The sequence below is a fragment of the Burkholderia multivorans ATCC BAA-247 genome (genome assembly GCF_000959525.1).
Classification (GTDB): domain Bacteria; phylum Pseudomonadota; class Gammaproteobacteria; order Burkholderiales; family Burkholderiaceae; genus Burkholderia; species Burkholderia multivorans.
Map to the genome: position 1 here is coordinate 771409 of NZ_CP009831.1, position 21092 is coordinate 792500.

Sequence of the window (21092 nt, forward strand, 5' to 3'; positions counted from 1 at the left end):
CCGGTAGCGCCGTTCGGCGTTGCGGACTCGAACGTCAGCGTGAGCAGCGGTGCCGACGTTGCGACATCGCGCGCATCGGTGGCACTCGGGTACCAGCTCACGCTTGCCGGCGCCGGCGCCGGTGCGGCGTGCCGGCGTGCTGCGGGCGGCTCGCCGGAACGCATGCAGTCGAGCCGGCCGAAGGGCCGCAGATGGCCGCCGAGCGAGCGCGACGAGAAAAACGTCTGCACCTGTCGGCCCGACGCATCGACGGACGGAACGCTGCAGCTGAATACGGCAAGAACGGGTTTGATCATCGGCGCGACACGACCGTAGAGGTTCGACACGGCGTAAGCGTAGACGCGGCGGTTTTGCGCCGGTAGACGGTGCGCGTTATCCTCACTGTCCCGTTTATGGAACGATGGGCGCGGCCGATGCAGGACCTCAACGATCTCTATTTCTTCGCGCAGGTAGTGGACTACAAGGGTTTCGCGCCGGCGAGCCGCGCGCTCGGCATCCCGAAATCGACGCTCAGCCGCCGCATCGCGATGCTCGAAGCGCGGCTCGGCGTGCGGCTCGTGCAGCGCTCGACGCGGCGGTTCTCGATTACCGAAGTCGGCCAGCGCTATTACACGCACTGCAAGGCGATGCTCGTCGAGGTCGAGGCCGCGCAGCAGGCGATCGACCGGATCACCGGCGAGCCGCAGGGGATCGTGCGCGTTACGTGCCCTGTCGCGATGCTGCACGCGCGAATCGGCGCGATGCTTGCCGAGTTCATGGCCGCGACGCCGCGCGTGACCGTGCATCTCGAAGCGACGAACCGTGTCGTCGACGTGGTCGGCGAAGGCATCGATCTCGCGATTCGCGTGCGGCCGCCGCCGCTGCAGGACAGCGATCTCGTGATGCGCGTGCTCGGCGAGCGCGCGTGGTGCCTGCTCGCGAGCCCGGCGCTGATCGGGGATCGCACCGTCGCGATGCCGGCCGATCTCGACGGTTGGCCGAGCCTCGATTTCGGGCCGGCGCAGCCGCAGCATACGTGGCAGCTCGACGGGCCCGACGGCGTGCACGCGGCGGTACGCCATACGCCGCGCTTCGTAACCGACGACATGATCTCGCTGCGGCACGCGGCTGTGGCCGGCGCCGGGATCGTGCAACTGCCGCTGATGATGGTCGCGGACGAACTGCGCCGCGGCGAGCTGGTTCGTGTGCTGCCCGAATGGGCGCCGAAGAGCGGCATCATTCACGCGGTGTTTCCGTCGCGTCGCGGACTGCTGCCTGCGGTGCGCGCGCTCGTCGATTTTCTTGCGGACGCGTTCGAGCGGATCGACGAACCGTGACGCGACGCGCGCGTCGTCTTCGCCTTTAACGTCAGACGATTGATCGATCGCTGCGCGTCGGGGCTGTCAGCTTATGCGAAGCGCCCCGCGTTGCTAGCATGCATGGATCGAACGCACTGTTCTGGCTCGGCGAACGAAAAGACGGGCGCAGGCGAGAGGAACCGCGCCGTGCCGGATCCGCGCGGCCATGTCGACGCGGGTCGTGCCGTGACCGGCGTACGACGCGCGCGCGACCGATGCGCTACGCGTCGCCCGCCTCCCAGCCGAGCCCGAGACTTTTCTGCACCGACACGTAGTCCTTGATCAGCTCCGCCTGCGCCGCGATCACGTTCTGCTGCGCCGCGAGCGATTCGCGCTGCGTATCGAGCAGATCGATCATCGACGCGACGCCCGCGCGATAGCGCTCGGTCATCAGCGTCGCCGAATGCGTGGCCGATGCCTGCACCTTGGTCAGTGCGACGACATGGTCGCGCTGGTGCCCGTAGCGCTGCAGCGCGGTATTCGCGTCCTGCAGCGCGCCGAGCACGGCCTTCCGATAGTTTGCATCGGCTTCGTCGCGCGCCGCTTCGGCCGCACGCACGGCGCCGCGCGTGCGGCCGAAATCGAGAATGTTCCACTGCAGATACGGCGCGCCGATCCACGACGCATTCTGCTTGCGGAACAGATGGGCGGGATCGGTCGCGCTGAAGCCGAGATCGCCGAGCAGCGTCACCTTGGGAAAGTAGTCGGCGACATGCTCGCCGATCTGCGCGTTGCTCGACGCGAGCCGCCGCTCGGCCGCGCGAATGTCCGGGCGGCGCTTGAGCAGCGCGGCCGGATCGCCGACCGGCACCGACGCGGGCAGCGTCGGCAACGATGCTGCCTCGGTCGACAGCTCGGCATCGAGTGTGCCCGGCTCACGGCCGGTCAGGATCGCGAGGCGGTCGAGCGATTCGGTGACCTGCGCATCGAGCGGAATCAGCGACGCGCGTGTGTTCTCGACCTGCGTGGTGAGCCGCTCGATGTCTGCGTCGGCCGCGACACCGCGCGCACGGCGCTGCTGCGTGAGCTGGAGCATCTGCTGCTGCAGTTCGGCGGTGCGGCGCGACAGCGCGAGACGCTGCTGGCGGTCGCGCAGATCGACGTACGCGGTTGCGACTTCGGCCGCGATCGACACCTGCGTGTCGGCCAGATCCGCGTCGACCGCGTCGGCCTGCGCGGACGCCGCCTCGATCGCGCGCCGCGTGCCGCCGAACAGATCGATTTCCCAGGTCGCGTCGAAGCCGGCCGAATAGAGCTGCAGCGGGCCCGTGCCGAGCGTCGCCGGTGCGCTGCCCGACTGGCCCGATCCGTTCGACGGCAACAGCGCGCCGAGTGTACTGACGTCGGGCTCGCGCATGCGGATCGCCGCGACCGTGGCGGACGCCTTCGGCAGTTCGGCCGCGCGCTGCTGCGCGAGCTGTGCGCGCGCGGCGCGCAATCTCGCCTGTGCGGCATGCAGATCCGGATTGTGCGCGAGCGCGGCGGCGATCAGCGCGTCGAGCCGACGATCGTGCAGCGCATGCCACCATGCGCTCGGCACGGGCGTGCCCGCGTCGATGCCGGTTGCCGGCGCGCGGACGAAGGTCGGCGTGTCGGGCGCGGCGGGCGCACCGCGGTAGTCGGGGCCGACCGTGCAGCCGGCGAGCAGGCACGCGGCAGCACACAGCGCGAGCGCAGGGCGGCGGGGCGGGAAGAGAGGCTTCATCGCGGGTTCAGTGGCCGGACGACATCGGCTGCGGCGTGCGCGGCGTCTTCAGCAGCAGCGCGAGCGGCACGCAGGCGAGCAGCGCGAGTCCCAGCAGGTAGAAGGTTTCGGAATAGGTCATCACGACGGCCTGTATCTGGATCTGCTGCGCGAGCTGGCCGAGCGCGCGCATTTTGGAATAGGCGAGGTCGCCGGTCTGCGCGAACCAGTTCGCTGCGTACGCCGACAATCGCTCCTGCCCGATCGACGCGTTGGCGGTGATCGACTCGCGCAGCGCGGCCGTATGGAACGTCGTGCGCCGGTCGATCACGGTGCCGATGATCGCGAGCCCGATCGAGCCGCCGAGATTGCGCGCCATGTTGTAGAGGCCCGCCGCGTCGCCCGAGTCCTCGCGCGCGACGGCCGCCATCGACGCCTGGTTCAGCGGCATCATCGCGAGCATCTGCGCGACGCCGCGAATCAGCTGCGACCAGACGAAATCGTGGCCGACGCTCTGCGCGGTCAGATCGATGTCGAGCATGCAGCTCAGACAGAACAGCAGCAGCCCGGAGATTACGAGGATGCGGAAGTCGACCTTGCCGAGCAGCCGCGGCAGGATCGGCATCACGAGAAAGGCGGGCAGCCCCGACAGCAGCATGATCGAGCCGGCCTGTTCCGCGTTGTAGCCGGCGACGATCGCAAGGAACTGCGGTAGCAGATACGAGACGCCGTACAGCCCCGCGCCGACCGCCGACACGATCACGATCACGCTCGCGTAGCGCGGATTGCGCATCAGCGACAGCCGCATGATCGGCCGCTTCGCGAAACGCTGCGACAGCGCGATCAGGATCATCCCCGCGAGCGACACGTAGCTCAGCGTGACGATCATCTGCGATTCGAACCAGCGTTCGCGCTGGCCTTCCTCGAGCACGACCGTCAGCGAGCTCAACCCGATCGCGAGGCCCGCGATGCCGAGCCAGTCGGCGTTGAAGAACGTGCTCCACTGCGGCCGGTCCGACGGCAGCCCGAACACGAGCAGCGCCATCAGCAGCAGGCATACCGGCAGATTCAGAAAGAAGCACCAGCTCCAGCTCACGTTCTCCGCGAGCCAGCCGCCGAGCACGGGGCCGAACAGCGGGCCGAGCAGCACGATCAGGCCGAACAGCGTCATCCCGACCGGCAGTTGCGACAGCGGCAGCCGCGTGCGGATGATCGTCTGCGCCGTCGGGATCAACGCGCCGCCGGTGAAGCCCTGGCCGATCCGGCCGACGATCATCATCGCGAGCGAATGCGACCAGCCGCACATCATCGAGAACGCGATGAACAGCGCGGAGTTCACGAGCAGGAAGTTACGCAGCCCGAATACGCGCGTGAGCCACGCGGCGAGCGGGATCATCACGATCTCGGACATCAGGTAGCCGGTCGAGATCCACGTGCCCTCGGTGCCCGTCGCGCCGATTTCGCCCTGGATCTGCGGCAGCGCGGAGTTCGTGATCGAGATGTCGAGCGTCGCCATCAACGCACCGAGCGCGCCGGCCGCGACGGCGATCCAGTCGGTCACGCTCGCGCGGCCTTCATGCGGCGGCGCGGGCGGTACGGTGGCAGTCGGCTCAGCCATGACGGTTCTCGTTGCGCGCCGAGCGCGTGTCGACGTCGACCGTCACCGACAGCCCCGGCAGCAGCATGTGCCGCGCACGCTCGTCCGGTGCGATGCGGATGCGCACCGGCACGCGCTGCACGATCTTCGTGAAGTTGCCGGTCGCGTTCTCCGGCGGCAGCAGCGCGAACTGCGCGCCGGTGCCCGGCGCGAAGCTGTCGACGACGCCCGACAGCGTATCGTCCGGCAGCGCATCGACGTGCAGTTCGACCGGCTGGCCGACACGCATGCGGCCGATCTGCGTTTCCTTGAAGTTCGCGACGAGGTAGATCGCATCGACCGGCACGACCGTCAGCAGCCGCGTGCCGGGCTGCACGTACTGGCCGACGCGTACCGTACGGTCGCCGACGCGCCCGTCGAGCGTTGCGCGCACGGTCGTGTTGTCGAGGTCGAGCCGCGACTGCGCAGCGCTCGCCTGCGCGGCCTCGAGCTGCGCGCGCGCCTGCTGCAGCTGCGCGCCGAACGACGCGATCTGCGTGCGCGCGGCGGCGATCGCGGCGTTGTTGGCGGCGAGCGTCGCGAGCGCCTGGTCGCGCGTGCTCTTCAGCTCGGCGACGCGCTCGCGCGTTTCCGCACCGGTCGCCGCGAGCGGCGCATAGCGCGCGTATTCGTCGCTCGCATGCCGTGCGTTGATCTGCGAGACCTTCGCCTGCGCTTGCGCCTGTTCGAGATTCGCGCGCTGCTGGCTGATCTCGGCCTCGGCGCGCGCGATGTCGGCGCGGCGCGCATCGACGGTTGCGTTCGCCTGATCGAGCGCGACCTGGTAAGGGCGGACGTCGAGCCGCACGAGCGGATCGCCGGCCTTCACCGGCTGGTTGTCGCGCACGTATACGTCGGTCACGTAGCCGGCGACTTTCGGTGCGGCGGTCATGCTGTCCGCCTGCAGATAGGCGTCGTTCGTGCTTTCGATGAAGCGGCCGACGGTCCACCAGCGGGCGAACCATACGGCGCCGCCGATTGCCGCGAGCACGGCGATCGCGAGCAGGATGCGCCGCTTCGAGACGCCGTTGCGCGGCGTTGTTCCGTTTTCCTGACGATCTGCTTTCTGTGGCGGGTCTTGCGGCGTCGACATGTAGGATCCAATTTATTCCGAGCGGAAGAATTATTCCAGTTGATAAAAATGTGTCAAGTAGAATGTCGTTCGATCGAGTGACGAGGAAGGCATGAGCGAAGCGAAGAAGCTGCGGCGTACGTCGACCGGCGGGTATGCGCGCGGCGACGAAACGCGTCAGCGGATCATCGAGGCAGCGATCGAACTGTTCGGCGAGCGCGGATTCGCGGGCGCATCGACGCGGGACATCGCCGCGAAGGCCGGCGTGAACGCGCCCGCGCTGCAGTACTACTTCGAGAACAAGGAAGGCGTGTACCGCGCGTGCGTGGAATCGATCGCCGAACTCGGCTGGGCGGTGTTCGGGCCCGCCGTCGCGCAGGCGCGCGCGGCGCTCGACGCCGATGCGGACGCCGACACGCTGATCGACGCGTTCGTCGACATCCTGACCGTGCTGGCGCAGCGGATGTTCACGGTGCCCAAGACGCTGAACCAGCGGATGTTCTTCGCGCGCGAACAAAGCGGTCAGGAGCCGGCGAGCGCGAGCGAGATCCTGCTGAAGCGCATGCGCAAGCCGCTGCACGACGTGACGACCGAACTGATCGCGCGGATTTCGGGACGGCCCGTCGACGATCCCGTGACGCGCCTGCGCGCACTGAGCCTGTTCGGCCAGCTGACGGTGTTCCATGTCGCGCAGCGCTCGGCGCTGCAACTGCTTGGGTGGGAGTCGTTCGATGCGCCGCGTGCGGCGCTGCTCGGCGAGACGGTGGCCGACCAGACGCGTTTGCTGCTGCAGCAGTGGCATGCGCAGCGCGGCGCGAACGACCGGCGTACGCGCACGCCGGCGAAGCGTACGGGAAAGCATGACGCCGCCGCGCCGGCCGCAGCCGACGCGCCGCGTGCCCCGACGCGTGCGCGGCGCGCGAAGAAGCCGGACGCGACGTAACGCGCGCTGCGCCGGCGCGCGGCCGGCGCACTAGCGGGCCGCGCTATTGCGCCGGCTTGGGCGCCGACGTCGACGAATCGACCGGCGGCTGTCCGGTCGCGCCGTCGGGCGCGGCGCGTTCGCCGCCGCCGTTTTCATCGCTGCGTTGCCGATCGACGCCGCCATCGCCTTCATCTTCACGCCGCGAACCTGCTGCATACGCGACGAGGCTGCGCTGCGGATCGGCAATGCGGATCCCGCGTTCGCGGAACAGCTGCGCGATGCGGCGATTGAATTCGCGCTGCACGCCCCAGCGCGCGGAATCTCGGCACTGCATCTGCCCGGCCAGCGCGATCGCTGCACCGTCGACCTGATCGACGCCCCAGTAGCTGAAGTCCGACAGAATGCCGTCGCGATACTGCGGATCGTCGCGCAGCGCGGCGCCGATTTCCTTCAGCGTCGCGACCGCGCGGTCGATGTCCTCGCCGTACGCGATGCTGACCTTGACGGCCGCGTTGCCGAGCCCGCGATTCGTGTTGTTCACCGTCGTGACCGAGCTGAACGGAATCGTATAGAGCGACCCGTCGCCGCCGCGCAGCCGCACCGTGCGAATCGACAGGTATTCGACCGTGCCCGACACGCCGGCGAGCGTCACCCAGTCGCCGACCTGCATCGCGTTCTCCATCAGCAGAAAGATGCCGGTGATGAAGTCCTGCACGAGCTTTTGCGAGCCGAAGCCGAGCGCGACGCCGAAGATGCTCGCGCCGGCGAGCAGCGGCCCGACGTTGACGCCGATCTCGCTGAGGCCCGTCAGCACGACGACGAGCGCGATCATCACGAACAGCAGCGTGCGCAGCATGGGCAGCAGCGTGCGCAGCCGCGCGGCGCGCACGAGGTTGCCCTCTCGCGTCCAGCGCTGCAGCCGCCGCTCGATCGCGATGTTCGCCGCTTCCCAGATGACGAGCGCGACCGCGGCCGCGATCGCGATCGTCGCGAGCGCCGACGCGAGCCGATGGCCGATCGTGCCGCTCTCGAACGCGCGGAATACCGGCACGCCCCACACTTGCAGCAGCAGCGCAACCGTCACGATGGCGATGACGGCCGACACGATGCGGCGCAGCAGCGGGTAGTAGCGGTACGCATGCAGATGGACGAGCGTGCGATCGTCGTCGCGTTCGTGGAACAGCCGCGCGAGCGCGCCGAACACGACGATCGACACCATCCGCATGCCGATCAGCACCGCGATCGAGCGGCCGCCGAGCGCGATCAGCACGCGATAGCCGTTATGGACGTCGAGCGCCCACACGAACCACAGCGCCATCACGATGAATACCGCGACGGGCGCCCACGCGTCGGCGAGCGCATTGCAGACGGCCGCGAGCGTCGGCCGGTCGCTCGCGATCGCGCGGATGCGCGCCGCAACGGGGCGACGGCACTGCAGGATCAGCACCGAGATCATCACGTGCGCGACGAGCGCGACCGCCTTCTGCAGCGCGACGTGACCGGCTTCGGTGAGGCCGAGGTTCGCGGCGATCTCGACCGCGGCCGTGCAGGCGCCGACGACGATCACGATCCGCGCGATCGAGCGCTGCGCGAAGGCGGCCCACGCGTCGCTGATGTGCAGCAGCCGCAGCTGATGCGCGTCGGGCTGGAAGAACAGGCGGCTCACGATCGTCACGAGCCGGCCGATCGCGTAGATATCGATCAGCGCGCCGAGCGCGGCCTCGACCGGCGTGCCGTCGTCGGTGACGAACGACATCATCAGCCCGGCGATGCCGACGAACACGAGCAGCGGCACCGAGCGCAGCAAGAGACTTACGATCGCGCGCGGCATCCGGTGCAGCAGCGTCGTGTGACGGCGCGCGTGGCCGCGCCCGCGCGACGACGACGGTGCGGCGTCCGCTGCATCGGGTGGCGGCGTGTCGTGCGGCGGCGCTGCGTCGTCGGGGCGTGCATCGTCGTCCGACGCAGTCTCGCGCGGCGCACCGGCGCGGCGCGCGGCCAACGCGGCGAGCGCGCGGCGCAGCAGCCGTCGCACGAGCCATTCGCCGACGAGTGCCGGGACGAGCACCGCGACGATCAGCCCTAGCGAGCGTGCGAGATCGGCGCGCGCATCGGCACGCCCGAGCGTCTCCTGCCACCACCGGCCGACCGATCCGACCTCGAGCAACGAGCGCAGCGAGTCCCGCAGCGCGTTGCCGATGCCGACGGCCCAGCGCGAACCCTGCCGCACGAGCATCGACGCGAGACCGTTCGACGTCAGCGCGACCGGCGCGGCCGCCGAGGACGCGGCGCTCGCCGGCGCCGCTGCGCTGGCCGGGACGGCCGGCGCGCTCAGTGCGCCGACCGCGGCGATCGCGCGCAGTGTCGTTTCGACCTGTTCGCGCTCGCGCGGACTTTCGAGCACCGCGAGCGCCTGGCGCGCCTGCTGCGGGGTCAGTGCCGGTGCGGCAGCAGATGCCGCCGACGCGGCGGCGGGAGTGGGCGTGGCGGCCTGTGCGGCCGTGACGAAGGCCGCGAGCAGCCAGCCGAGGAGCAAATGTCGCATGAGTGGCATGCGGGCGCGCATCGGCACGCAGCCCGCCGAGCTGGACGATGGACGGAAGTTAACATGATCGCGATCGGAACCGAATAGTTCCGGCGCGCAACGGTCGCAAGACGCGGTCCTGCGGCGTGCGATTCCGAGTCCGCGCGCGATGCGGGGCGGCGTTGCGCTCGATCAAGCCGCGAACGATGTGCACAGAGCGCTGCATTCGCTACGGCAACGGCACATCTGCGATCCGTCGTGGAGCGCTGCACGAAGCGCGGCGAACGGCGCGCCGCACGGTCACCGCTGCGCGTCGTGAAAGACCGGCAGCACGTGCGCCGCGAGTTCCTCCATCACGTCGCGCACCGCGCGTTCGGCGCCGAGATTCAGCGTCACATGATGAACGCCGGCCGCGCGCATGGCTTGCAGGATGCCCGTCAGAGCGTGTCGGCCCGTCGAATAGCCGAGCGGCAGCGCGGCGGGTTGCGCGTCGGGATTCGCGTCGAGCGCGAGCCGCATCGACACGCCGAAGGCACGGAAGGCGGGCGTCGGCAGCCGATCGACGGCCGCGCGCCACATCGAATGACGTGCATGCTGCGTGTCGGGGTCGCGGTGATACGTCATCCAGCCGATCGAATGCCGCGCGATCCAGTCGACGCTTTGTCCGCCCGAGCCGACCGCGAGCAGCGGTACAGGATCGGCGCGATGCGGCAGCAGCTCGAACTCGGGTGCATCGGGCGCGGCGATGTCGGGCAGTACGCGCGACGGCGTTCGGAGCGCCGCCGCGACGACTTCCCAATGTCGGCGATAGCGTTCGCGCCGCGTGTCGGTATCGACGCCGAACGCCGCATATTCGGGCGGCCGGTCGCCGGAGCCGAGCCCGAGGATGAAGCGGCCGTGCGACAGCGTGGCCACCGACAACGCGCCTTTCGCGATATGCAGCGGATGGCGCAGCGGCAGCACGATCGCGCCGCTCGCGAGCGCGATGTCGCGCGTGCGGGACGCGAGGGCGCCGAGCAAGACCCACGGATCGAGATGGCCGACCGGATCCGGATAGTCGGCGCTGTTCAGCGGCACGTCGCGCACCCAGAGCGCGCGAAAGCCGAGCGTGTCGGCGAGCGCGGCCAGTTCGACCTGCTCGTTGAAGTCCGCGACGATATCGCCGCTGCGCAGCAGCGGCAGCGTCAGGCCGATCGACAGCCGTTCCGCGGCGAAGACGCGTGACGCGATGTCGGGGCGGGCGCGGGCGGTCGTAGTCATGGCGTTTCCTCGTTGGCGGCGGGCGGGCGGGCGGGCGAGCGAGCGCAGCGCGTGTGCGTGCGGCACTTATGGTGAGGCGTCGCGCGCGTCGCACGTGTCGGCATGCGCTGCGCCGTCGCCGAATGCTAACGTGTTGCGCGTCGATGCGCAGGCGCCGCATGGCGTCGCGCCCGGCGTCGTGTGGACGGGCATCCGTTCGCGGCATGTCGATGCGTCGTCCGTTGAGGCGGCTGATCGAAATGTGCAGGTCCGCGCGGCGCAATGCGAGAAGCGGGTCCGCTGCCGTGCGCCGTGTCGGCCGATCGTAAGGAAATCGATCGCCGTGCATCGATGCAACGTCGATTGGCCGCCCGTGCGGTGCCGTCGCGCGACGCCGCGGCTTCCGCGGACCGCCCGTTGCACATCGAACCGGCGTCTCGCACGTTTCAGTTTCGTAACGTTCGCGAGCCGCTTGGCCGTGCGATGGCCGCGGCATGCCGCTGCGTACGCCGCACCGCCTTGTGCGGCCGCGCATGGTGCGCTCCTTGCGTGTCGATACGAGCCGCAAGCGCGATCGCCGCCGCACTGTCGACGGCGGCCGCTTCAGGAGGTCGGACGCATCTGAGACGGGGACAACAGAATGAAAACAGATCGCATCGCCACGTACCGTGTCGCAAACATGAATCGCCGACCTGCCCGCGCCTTCGTCTCGCCGCCGATCGCGGCAACGTAGCGCGGCCTTTCGTTCCATCCGGACCGACGGGTTCGTTCTGAACGTGCACGTGTGACGCACGAGGCCGACGGGTGCCGGTCGGCCGTCGGGGACGACCCGCAGGAACGGCCATGGCCGCGCGTACCTCCACAACCGTCATTCCCGCGCGTGCTGCGCGCGCCGCGCGCGCGTGCGCCTGTCATCGCCGCACCTGCCGTTTCCCGGACTCGTCGACGCAGCGTCCGCGTCGCGCAGATCGGCGAGCCGCCGCGCGCGCCGCCGCTCGCTCACCGGCGCGCGCATCGCGCGCGCGATCCCGTCGCAAGGCCAATTGATCCACTACCCCGATGGATCAATTGTTGAAGCGCCCATCCGCCTCCGGCGAATGGGCGTCTTTTTTTGCGGCGGCGCGGCCTGCCCGATCGCGCGGCGTTCGGTATCATGTGCTGGCGCGCCGGCCGATCGCGCCGGTCCACGGCCTGCCGACGCGCGATCCGCCGCCGCCGTCATGAACGATACCGCCTTCCCCGATCCCTCCGTCACCGCCCCCGAGCCGGCCGCGGTCGATGCGCTGCATGCGTTCGTCGAACGTCATCCGCGCCTGCTCGTGCTGACCGGCGCGGGCATCAGTACCGATTCGGGCATTCCCGGCTATCGCGACCGCAACGGCCAGTGGACGCGCTCGCCGCCGATCCAGCTGCACGAATTCCTCGGCTCGGACGTCGCGCGGCGCCGCTACTGGGCGCGCAGCATGATCGGCTGGCCGGTCGTCGGCCGCGCGCAGCCGAACCGCTCGCACACGGCGCTCGCCCGGCTCGGCCGCGCGGGCCGGATCGAACGCCTCGTCACGCAGAACGTCGACGGCCTGCATCAGCGCGCGGGCAGCGTGGACGTGATCGAGCTGCACGGCGGCATTCACGGCGTCACGTGCATCGACTGCGGCGCGCATCACGCGCGCGCGGCGATCCAGGCGCAGCTCGAAGCGGACAATCCGGCGCTGCTCGGCGTACAGGCCGACCCGGCCGCGGACGGCGACGCGCATCTCGAATGGTCGGCACTCGACACGTTTCGCGTCCCCGCGTGCGCGACGTGCGGCGGACTGCTGAAACCGGCCGTGGTGTTTTTCGGCGAAAACGTGCCGCGCGAGCGCGTCGCGCTTGCATCGCAGGCGCTCGATGCGGCCGATGCGCTGCTCGTCGTCGGCTCGTCGCTGATGGTGTATTCCGGCTATCGCTTCTGCCTGTGGGCGCAGGCGCAGCACAAGCCGATCGCCGCGCTGAACCTCGGCCGCACGCGCGCCGATCCGATGCTCGCGCTTAAGGTCGAAGCGCGCTGCGCGCCGGCACTCGAGGCGCTGACCGCGCGGCTCGGGCTGGGGCTGGCGCACGACGACGCGGAGCACGCATCGTGAGCGCGCCGAACCCCGCGACGAATCCGTCCGCCCGACGGTCGGCGCCGGCGGCCGAGCGCAATCGCGGCCCGATCCTCGACGTGCTGCGCCGCGTGCTGCCGGCGCGCGGCCGCGTGCTCGAAGTCGCGAGCGGCACCGGTCAGCACGTCGTCCATTTCGCGCAAGCCTTGCCGGCGCTGCGCTGGCAGCCGAGCGATCCGGACCCGCTCGCGCGCGAGTCGATCGCCGCGTGGATCGCGCACACGGGCGTCGCGAACGTCGACGCGCCACTCGACTTCGACGTGCGCGACCCATCGTGGCCGGCCGCACCGATCGACGCGATCGTCTGCATCAACATGATCCACATCTCGCCGTGGGCGAGCGCGCAGGCGCTGTTTGCCGGCGCCGCGCGCGTGCTGCGGCCGGCCGGCGTACTGTATCTGTATGGTCCGTACCGGCGCGACGGTCGCCACACGGCACCGTCGAACGACGCGTTCGACCTCCAGTTGCGCAGCCGCGACCCGTCCTGGGGCGTCCGCGATCTCGAAACGGTCGTGGCGCTCGGCGCCGATCTCGGCCTCGACTGCACCGAGGTGGTCGAGATGCCGGCCAACAATCTGAGCGTCGTGTTCCGGCGCGTGCCGTGTGCCGACCAATGATGGGCAAGCGCGCACCGCTGCCGGGTTTCCACTATGCTCTCGCCTGTGCGCGATCCGGCTTGGGTCGCGCCCCGTTTTTTCCGGAGAATTGACTAATGGGCAAACAAGCAATCGGTGTGATCGGGCTCGCGGTGATGGGCCGCAATCTCGCACTCAATATCGAGAGCCGCGGTTACGCGGTATCGGTGTACAACCGCAGCCGCGAGAAAACCGACGAACTGATCGCCGAATTCCCCGGCCGCAATCTGGTACCGACCTACACGCTCGAAGAATTCGTCGCGTCGCTCGAAACGCCGCGCCGGATCCTGATGATGGTCAAGGCCGGCGAAGCGACCGATGCGACGATCGCATCGCTGAAGCCGCTGCTCGAGAAGGGCGACGTGCTGATCGACGGCGGCAACACGCACTTTACCGACACGATCCGCCGCAACCAGGAGCTCGCGCAATCGGGTCTGCACTTCATCGGCACCGGCGTGTCGGGCGGCGAGGAAGGCGCGCTGCGCGGCCCGTCGATCATGCCGGGCGGCCAGCGCGACGCGTACGACCTCGTCGAGCCGATCCTCAAGCAGATCGCCGCGAAGGCGCCGTCGGACGGCGAGCCTTGCGTCGCGTACATGGGCCCGGACGGTGCGGGCCACTACGTGAAGATGGTCCACAACGGCATCGAATACGGCGACATGCAGCTGATCGCCGAGAGCTACGCGGTGCTCAAGCACGTCGCGGGCCTCACCAACGACGAGCTCGGCGCGGTGTACACCGAGTGGAACCAGGGCGAACTCGACAGCTATCTGATCGAGATCACGTCGAAGATCTTCGGCAAGAAGGACGACGAAACCGGCCAGCATCTCGTCGACGTGATCCTCGATCGCGCCGCGCAGAAGGGTACCGGCAAGTGGACGAGCCAGAACGCGCTCGATCTCGGCGTGCCGCTGCCGCTGATCACCGAGTCGGTGTTCGCGCGCGTGCTGTCGTCGCTGAAGACGGAGCGCGTCGCGGCGAGCAAGATCCTGTCGGGCCCGGCCGCCGCGCCGTTCGACGGCGATCGCGCCGCGTTCATCGAAGCGGTGCGCCGCGCGCTGTATCTGAGCAAGGTGATCTCGTATGCGCAGGGCTTCGCGCAGCTGCGCACCGCGTCCGAGGAATACGGCTGGAATCTCGACCTCGGGACGATCGCGAAGATCTTCCGCGCGGGCTGCATCATCCGCGCGCGCTTCCTGCAGAAGATCACCGACGCGTACGCGAAGGACCCGGCGCTCGCGAACCTGCTGCTCGACCCGTACTTCCGCGGCATCGCCGAGCAATACCAGGCATCGCTGCGCGAGGTGGTCGTCGCCGCGGTGAAGGCCGGCGTGCCGGTGCCGGCATTTGCGTCGGCGGTCGCGTACTTCGACAGCTATCGTTCCGAACGGCTGCCCGCGAACCTCGTGCAGGCGCAGCGAGACTTCTTCGGCGCGCACACGTTCGAGCGTACCGACAAGCCGGGCAGCTTCCACGCGAACTGGTCGTAACGCGCGGCGAGGGCGGCATTATTGCAAAATTCTATTCCCTGAATAGGGTTTTTCGATCTCGAATCCCGGGATTGTTGGTTCCCGGGAAACAGTGTTTTCGTTCATTCATGGTTTTCCCTAGGTGATCGCGGGACTAAACTCTGTTCCATCGCTGCAGACATGGTGTGTGCGGCGGAGCAAAAAAATCCCGGAGGTCATCATGAAATCGCTGATTGCAACGTTCGCCGCAGCTGCCGTCCTCGCTGTTCCCGCCGTGTCGTTCGCCCAACAAAACGCGCCGGTCACGCGCGCGCAGGTCAAGGCCGAGCTGGCCCAGATCCAGCAGGCCGGCTACAAGCTGGGCAGCGACCGCACCACCTATCCGGAAGGCATCCAGGCTGCGGAAGCGCGTCTGAACCCGCAACAGTCGGTCGCGGCGGCCGACACGACCGGTTACGGCGCACAGCCGGCCGCCCAGCAAGAGTCGGGCGCACCGGCAGCGGCGAAGACCGGCTGGCAGGTCAAGCGCATCGCCGACGGCGCACCGGTTTACAAGGGTCGCTAAGCACAGGGCCGGTCGACGGGACGATCCGTCCGCGGTTCGCAACAGCCCCGGTTCCACCATGGAACCGGGGCTGTTTTCATTGGGGCGCGCGCCGCGTCAGTGCAGCGGCCGGCGTCCGCGCGCGGGGTCGATGAACGGCGCGGCGGCCGGCTCCAGCACGCGCAGCCACGATTCGTCATACCCGCTCAGCGTGTCGAGCGCATCGCGCAGCCGCTCGATCGCCACGGCCGGCAGCTCGACACTGTGGCGCGGCCCGGCCGTCAGGCGGGCGACACTCGCGAGCTGGACGAGGGCGTCGGCCGCCTCGGCCACGTCGGTGGCGGACAGCAGATGGCGGTTCAGTCGTTCGACGATGCCGGTCGCACCGGCGAAATCGTCGGCGTTCAGCTGAACGGACAGAAAGGTCGCGTTATTCATCCTGATCTCCTCGTTGTCGTACGACGGCCTATCGCAGTATAGGCCGTGCGGGCGGCTGGCCGGCGCGGCGCTGCGATCGCGCGGCGGCCGCCGCCGCTCTCCGACGCGCGCCGGCGACCTCGCCGAATCGTCGCGGAACGGCGCGCTGTCGCGGGGCCGACCTCGACAAATGGTATCTTTGCCGCTCGGGACGACGCGAAACAGGCTCCGCTGGCCCGTTCGGCGCAACGTCCCGGAGTGGAAACCGATCGCTGAGAGCGCGGTCGGATACTGGTTGGTTCGGCCCGTCGGCCGGACATCGCGCGTCGCGCGCCGGAGGGCGGCGCGCGGCGCGACGACGCAAATCCGGGAGGTACCTTGAGAAAAACGATTCCCATCCACGATTCCGCGGTGCGCTGGCTGCAGCACGCCGCCTTCCTCGCGGCGGCCGTCGCGCTCGGCGGCTGCACGATGACGCCGTGGACCGACACCTGGCAACCGGCACCGCGGGCGTCGACACCGGCGTCGGTCGCGACGCCCGGCGTGCTGGCCGGCTACTACCGCGTGAACCCGGGCGATACGCTGGCTAGCATCGCCGGCGCGTACGGGCAACGCGTGCAGGACGTCGCGAGCTGGAATCACATGGCCGCGACCGACGCGGTGACGCCCGGTCAGGTACTGCGCGTCGCGCCGCCGCCGGCCGCCACGTCGATCTCGCCGCCGCCGTCCGCGGCCGTCGCGCAGCCGGGCACGCTCGCGTGGCCCGCGACCGGCGTCGTGACGACGCCGTTTACGACCGGCAAGACGCGCGGCATCGTGATCGCCGCATCGGGGCCCGACCATACGGTGCGCGCGGCCGCGAACGGCCGCGTCGTCTACGCCGGTTCGGGCGTGAAGGCCTACGGGCCGCTCGTGATCCTGAAGCACGACAACGGGCTCATCACGGCCTACGGGCACAACGACAAGCTGCTCGTCAACGAAGGCGACGCGGTGCGCGTCGGGCAGCCGGTCGCCGAAATGGGCACCGACGCGAGCGGTCGCGCGACGTTCGAGTTCGAAGTCCGGCAGAACGGCAAGGTCGTCGATCCGATGGGCTTCCTGCCGCGCAACGGCGGCTGAGCGGCCGCCGCGTCGTGTGCGCCGCGCGGCGCACACGTGCGGTTGCGCATCATCCGCTCTTCAGCGTCGCCGCGCCGGACTGGCGCGCGTGATTGCCGACCCAGCGGATGCCGAGCGCGAGCGCAGCCGCGCCGAGCGCGATCAGCGAGCACTGGATCGCGACCGGCAGATAACCGTGCGGCCGCGGATCGACGAACGGATAGGGATACCAGTCTTCGACCGCGCCGCGCACGAGCGTATAGCCGAGATAGACGATCGGAAAGCCGAGCCAGAGGAACGCGCTGCGGCGCGCGATCGGCGAGCGCGGCTCGACGTACAGCCAGTCGCACAGCATCACGAACGGCACGATCCGGTGCAGCACCCAGTTGTTGAACGGTGGCGTTACGTGGCGCAGCGCGTCCATACGCGCGAGCAGCAGCTCGTAGACGATCGCGGTGATCAGCACGTAGAGCACGGCGGCGCCGCGCATCGATTCGTAGCGCGGCGAGCCGGGCCGCGCGATGTGCCCGAGCCCGACGGCCAGCATCGCGGCCGCGTACAGGCTGCTCAATTGCGTGAAATAGCTGAGGTAGTTGCCGAGATGAAAGCTCGGCAGGTGCCAGTAGTCGGCGATGCTGTGCGCGGTAGTGGACACCGCAAGCAATGCGGCGATCAGCCGGTAGGCCGCAACGAAGAACGCTTTGCTCATGATGCGCGCACGACGTCGACATCAAAGCTCCATCCTGCCACAGCGCACCGCGCACGGGATGCGGATTTTCCATAGGCGGGGCGCGCAGAACCTGCGCGATATTTGACACGATCGTGCGAAACCGCGCACGCGTGCGGCTACAATCATGCCAGCGCGGCGGCACCGTGCCGGCCGCCGCCTTCATCGATCCCCGCCATCACACCGAGACGAGCATGAGAAACATCCTCGCGCAACAGGTGCGCTACAACAAGCCCGCGATCTTCTTCCACTGGGTCATCTTCGTGCTCGTCGCGCTCGCGTATCTCGCGATCGAAATCCGCGGACCGAAAGGCAGCGACAGCCGCGCGTTCTGGATGAACGTGCATTTCACCGCGGGCACGCTGGTGCTCGCGCTGTCGGTGCTGCGCGTGCTGTGGCGCGCGATCGGCCGCACGCCGGCACCCGTCCCGCAGCCGGCGCTGCTGAAGTGGCTCGCGACGCTCGCGCATATCGCGCTCTACGTGTTCATCATCGCGCAGCCGCTGCTCGGGATCATGATGGTGAATCTCGGCGGCAAGCCCGTGTCACTCGACTGGCTCGGCGTGTCGTTCACGCTGTTCGGGCCGGACAAGGCGCTGAGGCCGACGATCAAGGAAGCGCACGAGCTGATCGGCAATGCGTTCTACTTCGTGATCGGCCTGCATGCGCTGGCCGCGCTCTATCACCATTTCATCAAGCGCGACGACGTGCTGCGGCGCATGGCGCCCTGATCCGTCCGCGCCGTACGCGCAAGCTTCCGACGGGGCGCATCGTTGCGTTGACAACGATGCGCCCCCGCTGCGTTAACGGCCCGGCGCGGCCCGGAGCGGCCCGGCGCGGCTGGCCATCGACGCCGACATTCGGTAACATCCGGTGTCTTTACATTCCGCTTACTCGCTCGCCGCGCATGCTGCACCGACACCGTCACCTGACCGCCTGGCTCGGCGTATTCGCGATCTGGTTCGCGATCGCCGCGCCGCTGGTGTCGCAGTGGCGCGTCGCGCAGGCAAGCGCGGTCGACGCCGCGATCTGCAGCGCCGAGCACGGTGCGCATCGGTCGTCCGATGCAGGCGGCGCGCATGCGCATGGCGCGTCGCTCGACGCATGCGGCTACTGCGGATTCTTCGCGCATAGTCCCGCGATCGGCGGCGCGTCGGCCGCCTCGTTCGCTCACGTTCCCGTTTCGTCCGTTTTCGTCGCCGCGCCGCAGGCCGATGCGACGCATCCGGACCGCTATCCGCGCGCCTATCCGCGCGCACCGCCCGAGCGCGCCTGACGCGCACGTTCCGTTTTTCTTTCCGCCGAATCCGTGCGGCCCGCTGCGGCCGCGTGGAGGGCGCTACTCGGGCTTTCGATCATGACCATTTTTTCGTTGCGCACGCCGCCGGCGTCGCGCAGTGCCTGCGCGCGGCCCGCGCCGCGCATGCTGAAACTTGCCGTTCCCGCGCTGACTGCCGGCGTGCTGAGCGCGACGGCTGCGGCGGCCGACGCCGCACGTCGCGCCGAAGCGTCTCCCGACGAGTCGGGCATGCTGTTGCCGCCCGTCGAAGTCGTCGCGTCGCCATTGTCGACGCCGCTCGTCGTCGTCACCGATCCGAAGGCGCCGCGCCAGCCGCTGCCCGCGAGCGACGGCGCCGACTATCTGAAGACGATCCCCGGCTTCACGTCGATCCGCAGCGGCGGAACGAACGGCGACCCCGTACTGCGCGGCATGTTCGGCTCGCGGCTCAACGTGCTCGCGAACGGGATGCCGACGCTCGGCGCGTGTCCGAACCGGATGGACGCGCCGACGTCCTATATCGCACCGGAAAGCTACGACAAGGTGACGGTCGTGAAAGGGCCGCAGACGGTGCTGTACGGCCCCGGCGCCTCGGCCGGCACCGTGCTGTTCGAGCGCACGACGCCGCGTTTCGAGCGGCCCGGCATGCGCTTCGACGGCAGCGTCGTCGGCGGGTCGTTCGGCCGCAACGACCAGAACGTCGACGTGACGGCCGGCACGCCCGATTTCTACGGCCGCGTCATCGCGAATCACGCGCATGCGCAGGACTACCGCGACGGCAACGGCCGCACGGTGCCGTCGCAATGGGACAAATGGAACGCCGATGCCGCGCTCGGCTGGACGCCCGACGCGCACACGCGCGTCGAGCTGACGGCCGGCACCGGCGACGGCTACGCGCGCTATGCGGGGCGCGGGATGGACGGCGCGCACTTCCGCCGCGACACGTTCGGCCTGTCGTTCGACAAGCGGCATCTCGGCGACGTGCTCGACCGGATCGAAGCGCGCGTCTACTACAACGAAGCCGATCACGTGATGGACAACTACACGCTGCGGCAGCCCGATCCGGCGAGCAGCATGCCGATGCGGATGGCGTCCGAGGTGCGGCGGCGGACGGTCGGCGCGCGTGCGGCCGCGACGTGGCGATTCGGCAACGCGTTCAAGCTCGTGACGGGCGTCGACGCGCAATCGAACCGGCTCGATTCGCGCGCCGCGATGGGGCGGCAGAACTATGGCGACCAGCCGTGGGACGCGCAGGCGACGATGTGGAACGCCGGCGCGTTCGGCGAACTCACGTGGTACGCGACGGAGGCTGCGCGAGTGATCGGCGGCGCGCGTGTCGACTATGCGAGCGCGCGTGACAAGCGCGCGACGACGGGCGGCATGATGACGAGCCGGCCGAACCCGACGTTCGACGACGATCGTGCGCGCGTGCTGCCGAGCGGCTTCGTGCGCTACGAGCGCGACCTGGCGTCGCTGCCCGTGACCTGGTATGCGGGCATCGGCCATGCCGAGCGCTATCCGGACTACTGGGAGCTGTTTTCCGCGAAACGCGGGCCGGCCGGTTCGGTCAACGCGTTCTCGGCCGTGCAGCCCGAGAAGACGACGCAGCTCGACATCGGCGCGCAGTACAAGAGCGATCGGCTCGACGCGTGGGTATCCGCGTATGCGGGCTATGTGCAGGACTTCATCCTGTTCGACTACGCGAGCGGCACGATGGGCTCGACCACGCGGGCGAGCAACGTGAACGCGCAGATCATGGGCGGCGAAGCCGGCGTCGGCTGGCGGCCGATCGCACCGCTGCGCATCGAGACCTCGGTCGCGTACGCGTGGGGGCGCAATGCGACGAGCGGCGATCCGTTGCCGCAGATGCCGCCGCTCGAGGCGCGCGTCGGGCTCGAGTACACGCGCGGCGCGTGGTCGGCCGGCGGGTTGTGGCGGGTCGTTGCGCCGCAGCATCGCTATGCGCTGAACGAGGGCAACGTGGTCGGCAAGGACTTCGGACCGAGCGCGGGATTCGGCGTGCTGTCGCTGCATGCGCAGTACAACCTGAGCAAGACCGTGCAGATCTCGGTCGGCGTCGACAACCTGCTGAACAAGGCCTATGCCGAGCATCTGAACCTCGCCGGCAATGCGGGCTTCGGCTATCCGGCGAACGCGCCCGTCAACGAGCCGGGCCGCACTGCCTGGGTGCGCGTCAGCGCGAAGCTGTAGTGTGCGGCCCGCGTGTGCGAACGCAGCATGCGCGGGCTGCGGCGTGCCCCCGCCCGCGTGCGCCGTGCGCGTCAAGCGATTAGAGAACCGTATCTAGTCGGCACGCAAACGTTCCCGAGTCGTGATTCACTCCGGCATTCGATGCGCGGCG

17 protein-coding genes are annotated in these 21092 nt (G+C 69.3%); 10 read left to right on the forward strand and 7 right to left on the reverse strand.

The features are described from left to right. Nucleotides 1–413: 413 nt before the first annotated feature. Nucleotides 414–1316 carry a LysR family transcriptional regulator gene (locus tag NP80_RS05785; RefSeq protein WP_006404075.1) on the forward strand — a complete coding sequence of 301 codons (903 nt, stop codon included), beginning with the start codon at nt 414–416 and terminating at the stop codon, nt 1314–1316. Nucleotides 1317–1557: 241 nt separating this feature from the next. On the opposite strand, the gene NP80_RS05790 is transcribed toward NP80_RS05785, so the two are convergent. The 3 genes from NP80_RS05790 to NP80_RS05800 are packed head-to-tail and all read right to left on the reverse strand — an operon-like array spanning nt 1558 to nt 5750. After that, on the reverse strand, nt 1558–3042 hold the full coding sequence (locus tag NP80_RS05790; RefSeq protein WP_006404074.1) for an efflux transporter outer membrane subunit: 1485 nt from the start codon (nt 3040–3042) through the stop codon (nt 1558–1560). Nucleotides 3043–3049: 7 nt separating this feature from the next. Further along, the gene (locus NP80_RS05795; protein WP_006404073.1) at nt 3050–4639 is read right to left on the reverse strand and encodes an MDR family MFS transporter; all 1590 of its coding nucleotides are present in this window, start codon (nt 4637–4639) and stop codon (nt 3050–3052) included. Continuing rightward, on the reverse strand, nt 4632–5750 hold the full coding sequence (locus NP80_RS05800; RefSeq protein ID WP_006404072.1) for an HlyD family secretion protein: 1119 nt from the start codon (nt 5748–5750) through the stop codon (nt 4632–4634). Before NP80_RS05800 ends, NP80_RS05795 begins: the two co-directional genes overlap by 8 nt. Nucleotides 5751–5841: 91 nt before the next feature. Here NP80_RS05800 and NP80_RS05805 point away from each other — a divergent pair, with 91 nt between their 5' ends. Further along, entirely contained in the window at nt 5842–6672 is an 831-nt protein-coding gene (locus tag NP80_RS05805; protein WP_006404071.1) for a CerR family C-terminal domain-containing protein, read from the forward strand. 43 nt (nt 6673–6715) lie between these two features. Here the strand turns inward: NP80_RS05805 and NP80_RS05810 are convergent, their stop codons facing one another. Both NP80_RS05810 and NP80_RS05815 read right to left on the reverse strand, forming a co-directional pair. Further along, nucleotides 6716–9199 (reverse strand): mechanosensitive ion channel domain-containing protein, encoded by a 2484-nt coding sequence (locus tag NP80_RS05810; RefSeq protein ID WP_006404070.1) that lies wholly within the window; start codon nt 9197–9199, stop codon nt 6716–6718. A gap of 279 nt (nt 9200–9478) precedes the next feature. Next, entirely contained in the window at nt 9479–10438 is a 960-nt protein-coding gene (locus NP80_RS05815) for an LLM class oxidoreductase (RefSeq protein ID WP_006404068.1), read from the reverse strand. Between the two features lie 1199 nt (nt 10439–11637). Between NP80_RS05815 and NP80_RS05820 the strand changes: the two genes are divergently transcribed. From NP80_RS05820 to NP80_RS05835, 4 genes are all read left to right on the forward strand, one after another. After that, nucleotides 11638–12540 (forward strand): NAD-dependent protein deacetylase, encoded by a 903-nt coding sequence (locus NP80_RS05820; RefSeq protein ID WP_172488730.1) that lies wholly within the window; start codon nt 11638–11640, stop codon nt 12538–12540. After that, the gene (locus NP80_RS05825; protein WP_006404065.1) at nt 12537–13178 is read left to right on the forward strand and encodes a DUF938 domain-containing protein; all 642 of its coding nucleotides are present in this window, start codon (nt 12537–12539) and stop codon (nt 13176–13178) included. The genes NP80_RS05820 and NP80_RS05825 overlap by 4 nt, the downstream gene beginning before the upstream one ends. Before the next feature lie 95 nt (nt 13179–13273). Beyond that, nucleotides 13274–14686, forward strand: a complete 1413-nt coding sequence (gene gndA, locus NP80_RS05830) for an NADP-dependent phosphogluconate dehydrogenase (RefSeq protein ID WP_006404064.1) — start codon at nt 13274–13276, stop codon at nt 14684–14686. A gap of 199 nt (nt 14687–14885) precedes the next feature. Further along, nucleotides 14886–15230 (forward strand): DUF4148 domain-containing protein, encoded by a 345-nt coding sequence (locus NP80_RS05835; protein ID WP_006404063.1) that lies wholly within the window; start codon nt 14886–14888, stop codon nt 15228–15230. Nucleotides 15231–15326: 96 nt separating this feature from the next. Here the strand turns inward: NP80_RS05835 and NP80_RS05840 are convergent, their stop codons facing one another. After that, nucleotides 15327–15647, reverse strand: a complete 321-nt coding sequence (locus NP80_RS05840; RefSeq protein WP_006404062.1) for a hypothetical protein — start codon at nt 15645–15647, stop codon at nt 15327–15329. A gap of 357 nt (nt 15648–16004) precedes the next feature. Here NP80_RS05840 and NP80_RS05845 point away from each other — a divergent pair, with 357 nt between their 5' ends. Continuing rightward, nucleotides 16005–16745, forward strand: a complete 741-nt coding sequence (locus NP80_RS05845) for a peptidoglycan DD-metalloendopeptidase family protein (protein ID WP_006404061.1) — start codon at nt 16005–16007, stop codon at nt 16743–16745. A gap of 49 nt (nt 16746–16794) precedes the next feature. Here NP80_RS05845 and NP80_RS05850 read toward each other — a convergent pair whose 3' ends face one another. Continuing rightward, nucleotides 16795–17433: a Pr6Pr family membrane protein gene (locus tag NP80_RS05850; RefSeq protein WP_006404060.1), complete on the reverse strand. Its 639-nt coding sequence runs from the start codon at nt 17431–17433 to the stop codon at nt 16795–16797. Nucleotides 17434–17645: 212 nt separating this feature from the next. On the opposite strand from NP80_RS05850, the gene NP80_RS05855 reads away from it, so the two are divergent. The 3 genes from NP80_RS05855 (at nt 17646) to NP80_RS05865 (ending at nt 20941) form a co-directional block, all read left to right on the forward strand. Then, nucleotides 17646–18182, forward strand: coding sequence for a cytochrome b (locus tag NP80_RS05855; protein ID WP_012217332.1), 537 nt, complete (start codon nt 17646–17648; stop codon nt 18180–18182). Between the two features lie 176 nt (nt 18183–18358). Then, on the forward strand, nt 18359–18727 hold the full coding sequence (locus NP80_RS05860) for a DUF2946 domain-containing protein (protein ID WP_006404058.1): 369 nt from the start codon (nt 18359–18361) through the stop codon (nt 18725–18727). 81 nt (nt 18728–18808) lie between these two features. Next, nucleotides 18809–20941, forward strand: a complete 2133-nt coding sequence (locus tag NP80_RS05865; protein WP_006404056.1) for a TonB-dependent copper receptor — start codon at nt 18809–18811, stop codon at nt 20939–20941. The last annotated feature ends 151 nt before the right edge of the window (nt 20942–21092 follow it).

Bases quoted from the DNA above. Each gene is read 5' to 3' on its own strand.
- NP80_RS05785 (WP_006404075.1), top strand. From the start codon at position 414: ATGCAGGACCTCAACGATCTCTATTTCTTCGCGCAGGTAGTGGACTAC.
- NP80_RS05790 (WP_006404074.1), bottom strand. From the start codon at position 3,042: ATGAAGCCTCTCTTCCCGCCCCGCCGCCCTGCGCTCGCGCTGTGTGCT.
- NP80_RS05795 (WP_006404073.1), bottom strand. From the start codon at position 4,639: ATGGCTGAGCCGACTGCCACCGTACCGCCCGCGCCGCCGCATGAAGGC.
- NP80_RS05800 (WP_006404072.1), bottom strand. From the start codon at position 5,750: ATGTCGACGCCGCAAGACCCGCCACAGAAAGCAGATCGTCAGGAAAAC.
- NP80_RS05805 (WP_006404071.1), top strand. From the start codon at position 5,842: ATGAGCGAAGCGAAGAAGCTGCGGCGTACGTCGACCGGCGGGTATGCG.
- NP80_RS05810 (WP_006404070.1), bottom strand. From the start codon at position 9,199: ATGCGACATTTGCTCCTCGGCTGGCTGCTCGCGGCCTTCGTCACGGCC.
- NP80_RS05815 (WP_006404068.1), bottom strand. From the start codon at position 10,438: ATGACTACGACCGCCCGCGCCCGCCCCGACATCGCGTCACGCGTCTTC.
- NP80_RS05820 (WP_172488730.1), top strand. From the start codon at position 11,638: ATGAACGATACCGCCTTCCCCGATCCCTCCGTCACCGCCCCCGAGCCG.
- gndA (WP_006404064.1), top strand. From the start codon at position 13,274: ATGGGCAAACAAGCAATCGGTGTGATCGGGCTCGCGGTGATGGGCCGC.
- NP80_RS05835 (WP_006404063.1), top strand. From the start codon at position 14,886: ATGAAATCGCTGATTGCAACGTTCGCCGCAGCTGCCGTCCTCGCTGTT.
- NP80_RS05840 (WP_006404062.1), bottom strand. From the start codon at position 15,647: ATGAATAACGCGACCTTTCTGTCCGTTCAGCTGAACGCCGACGATTTC.
- NP80_RS05850 (WP_006404060.1), bottom strand. From the start codon at position 17,433: ATGAGCAAAGCGTTCTTCGTTGCGGCCTACCGGCTGATCGCCGCATTG.
- NP80_RS05855 (WP_012217332.1), top strand. From the start codon at position 17,646: ATGAGAAACATCCTCGCGCAACAGGTGCGCTACAACAAGCCCGCGATC.
- NP80_RS05860 (WP_006404058.1), top strand. From the start codon at position 18,359: ATGCTGCACCGACACCGTCACCTGACCGCCTGGCTCGGCGTATTCGCG.
- NP80_RS05865 (WP_006404056.1), top strand. From the start codon at position 18,809: ATGACCATTTTTTCGTTGCGCACGCCGCCGGCGTCGCGCAGTGCCTGC.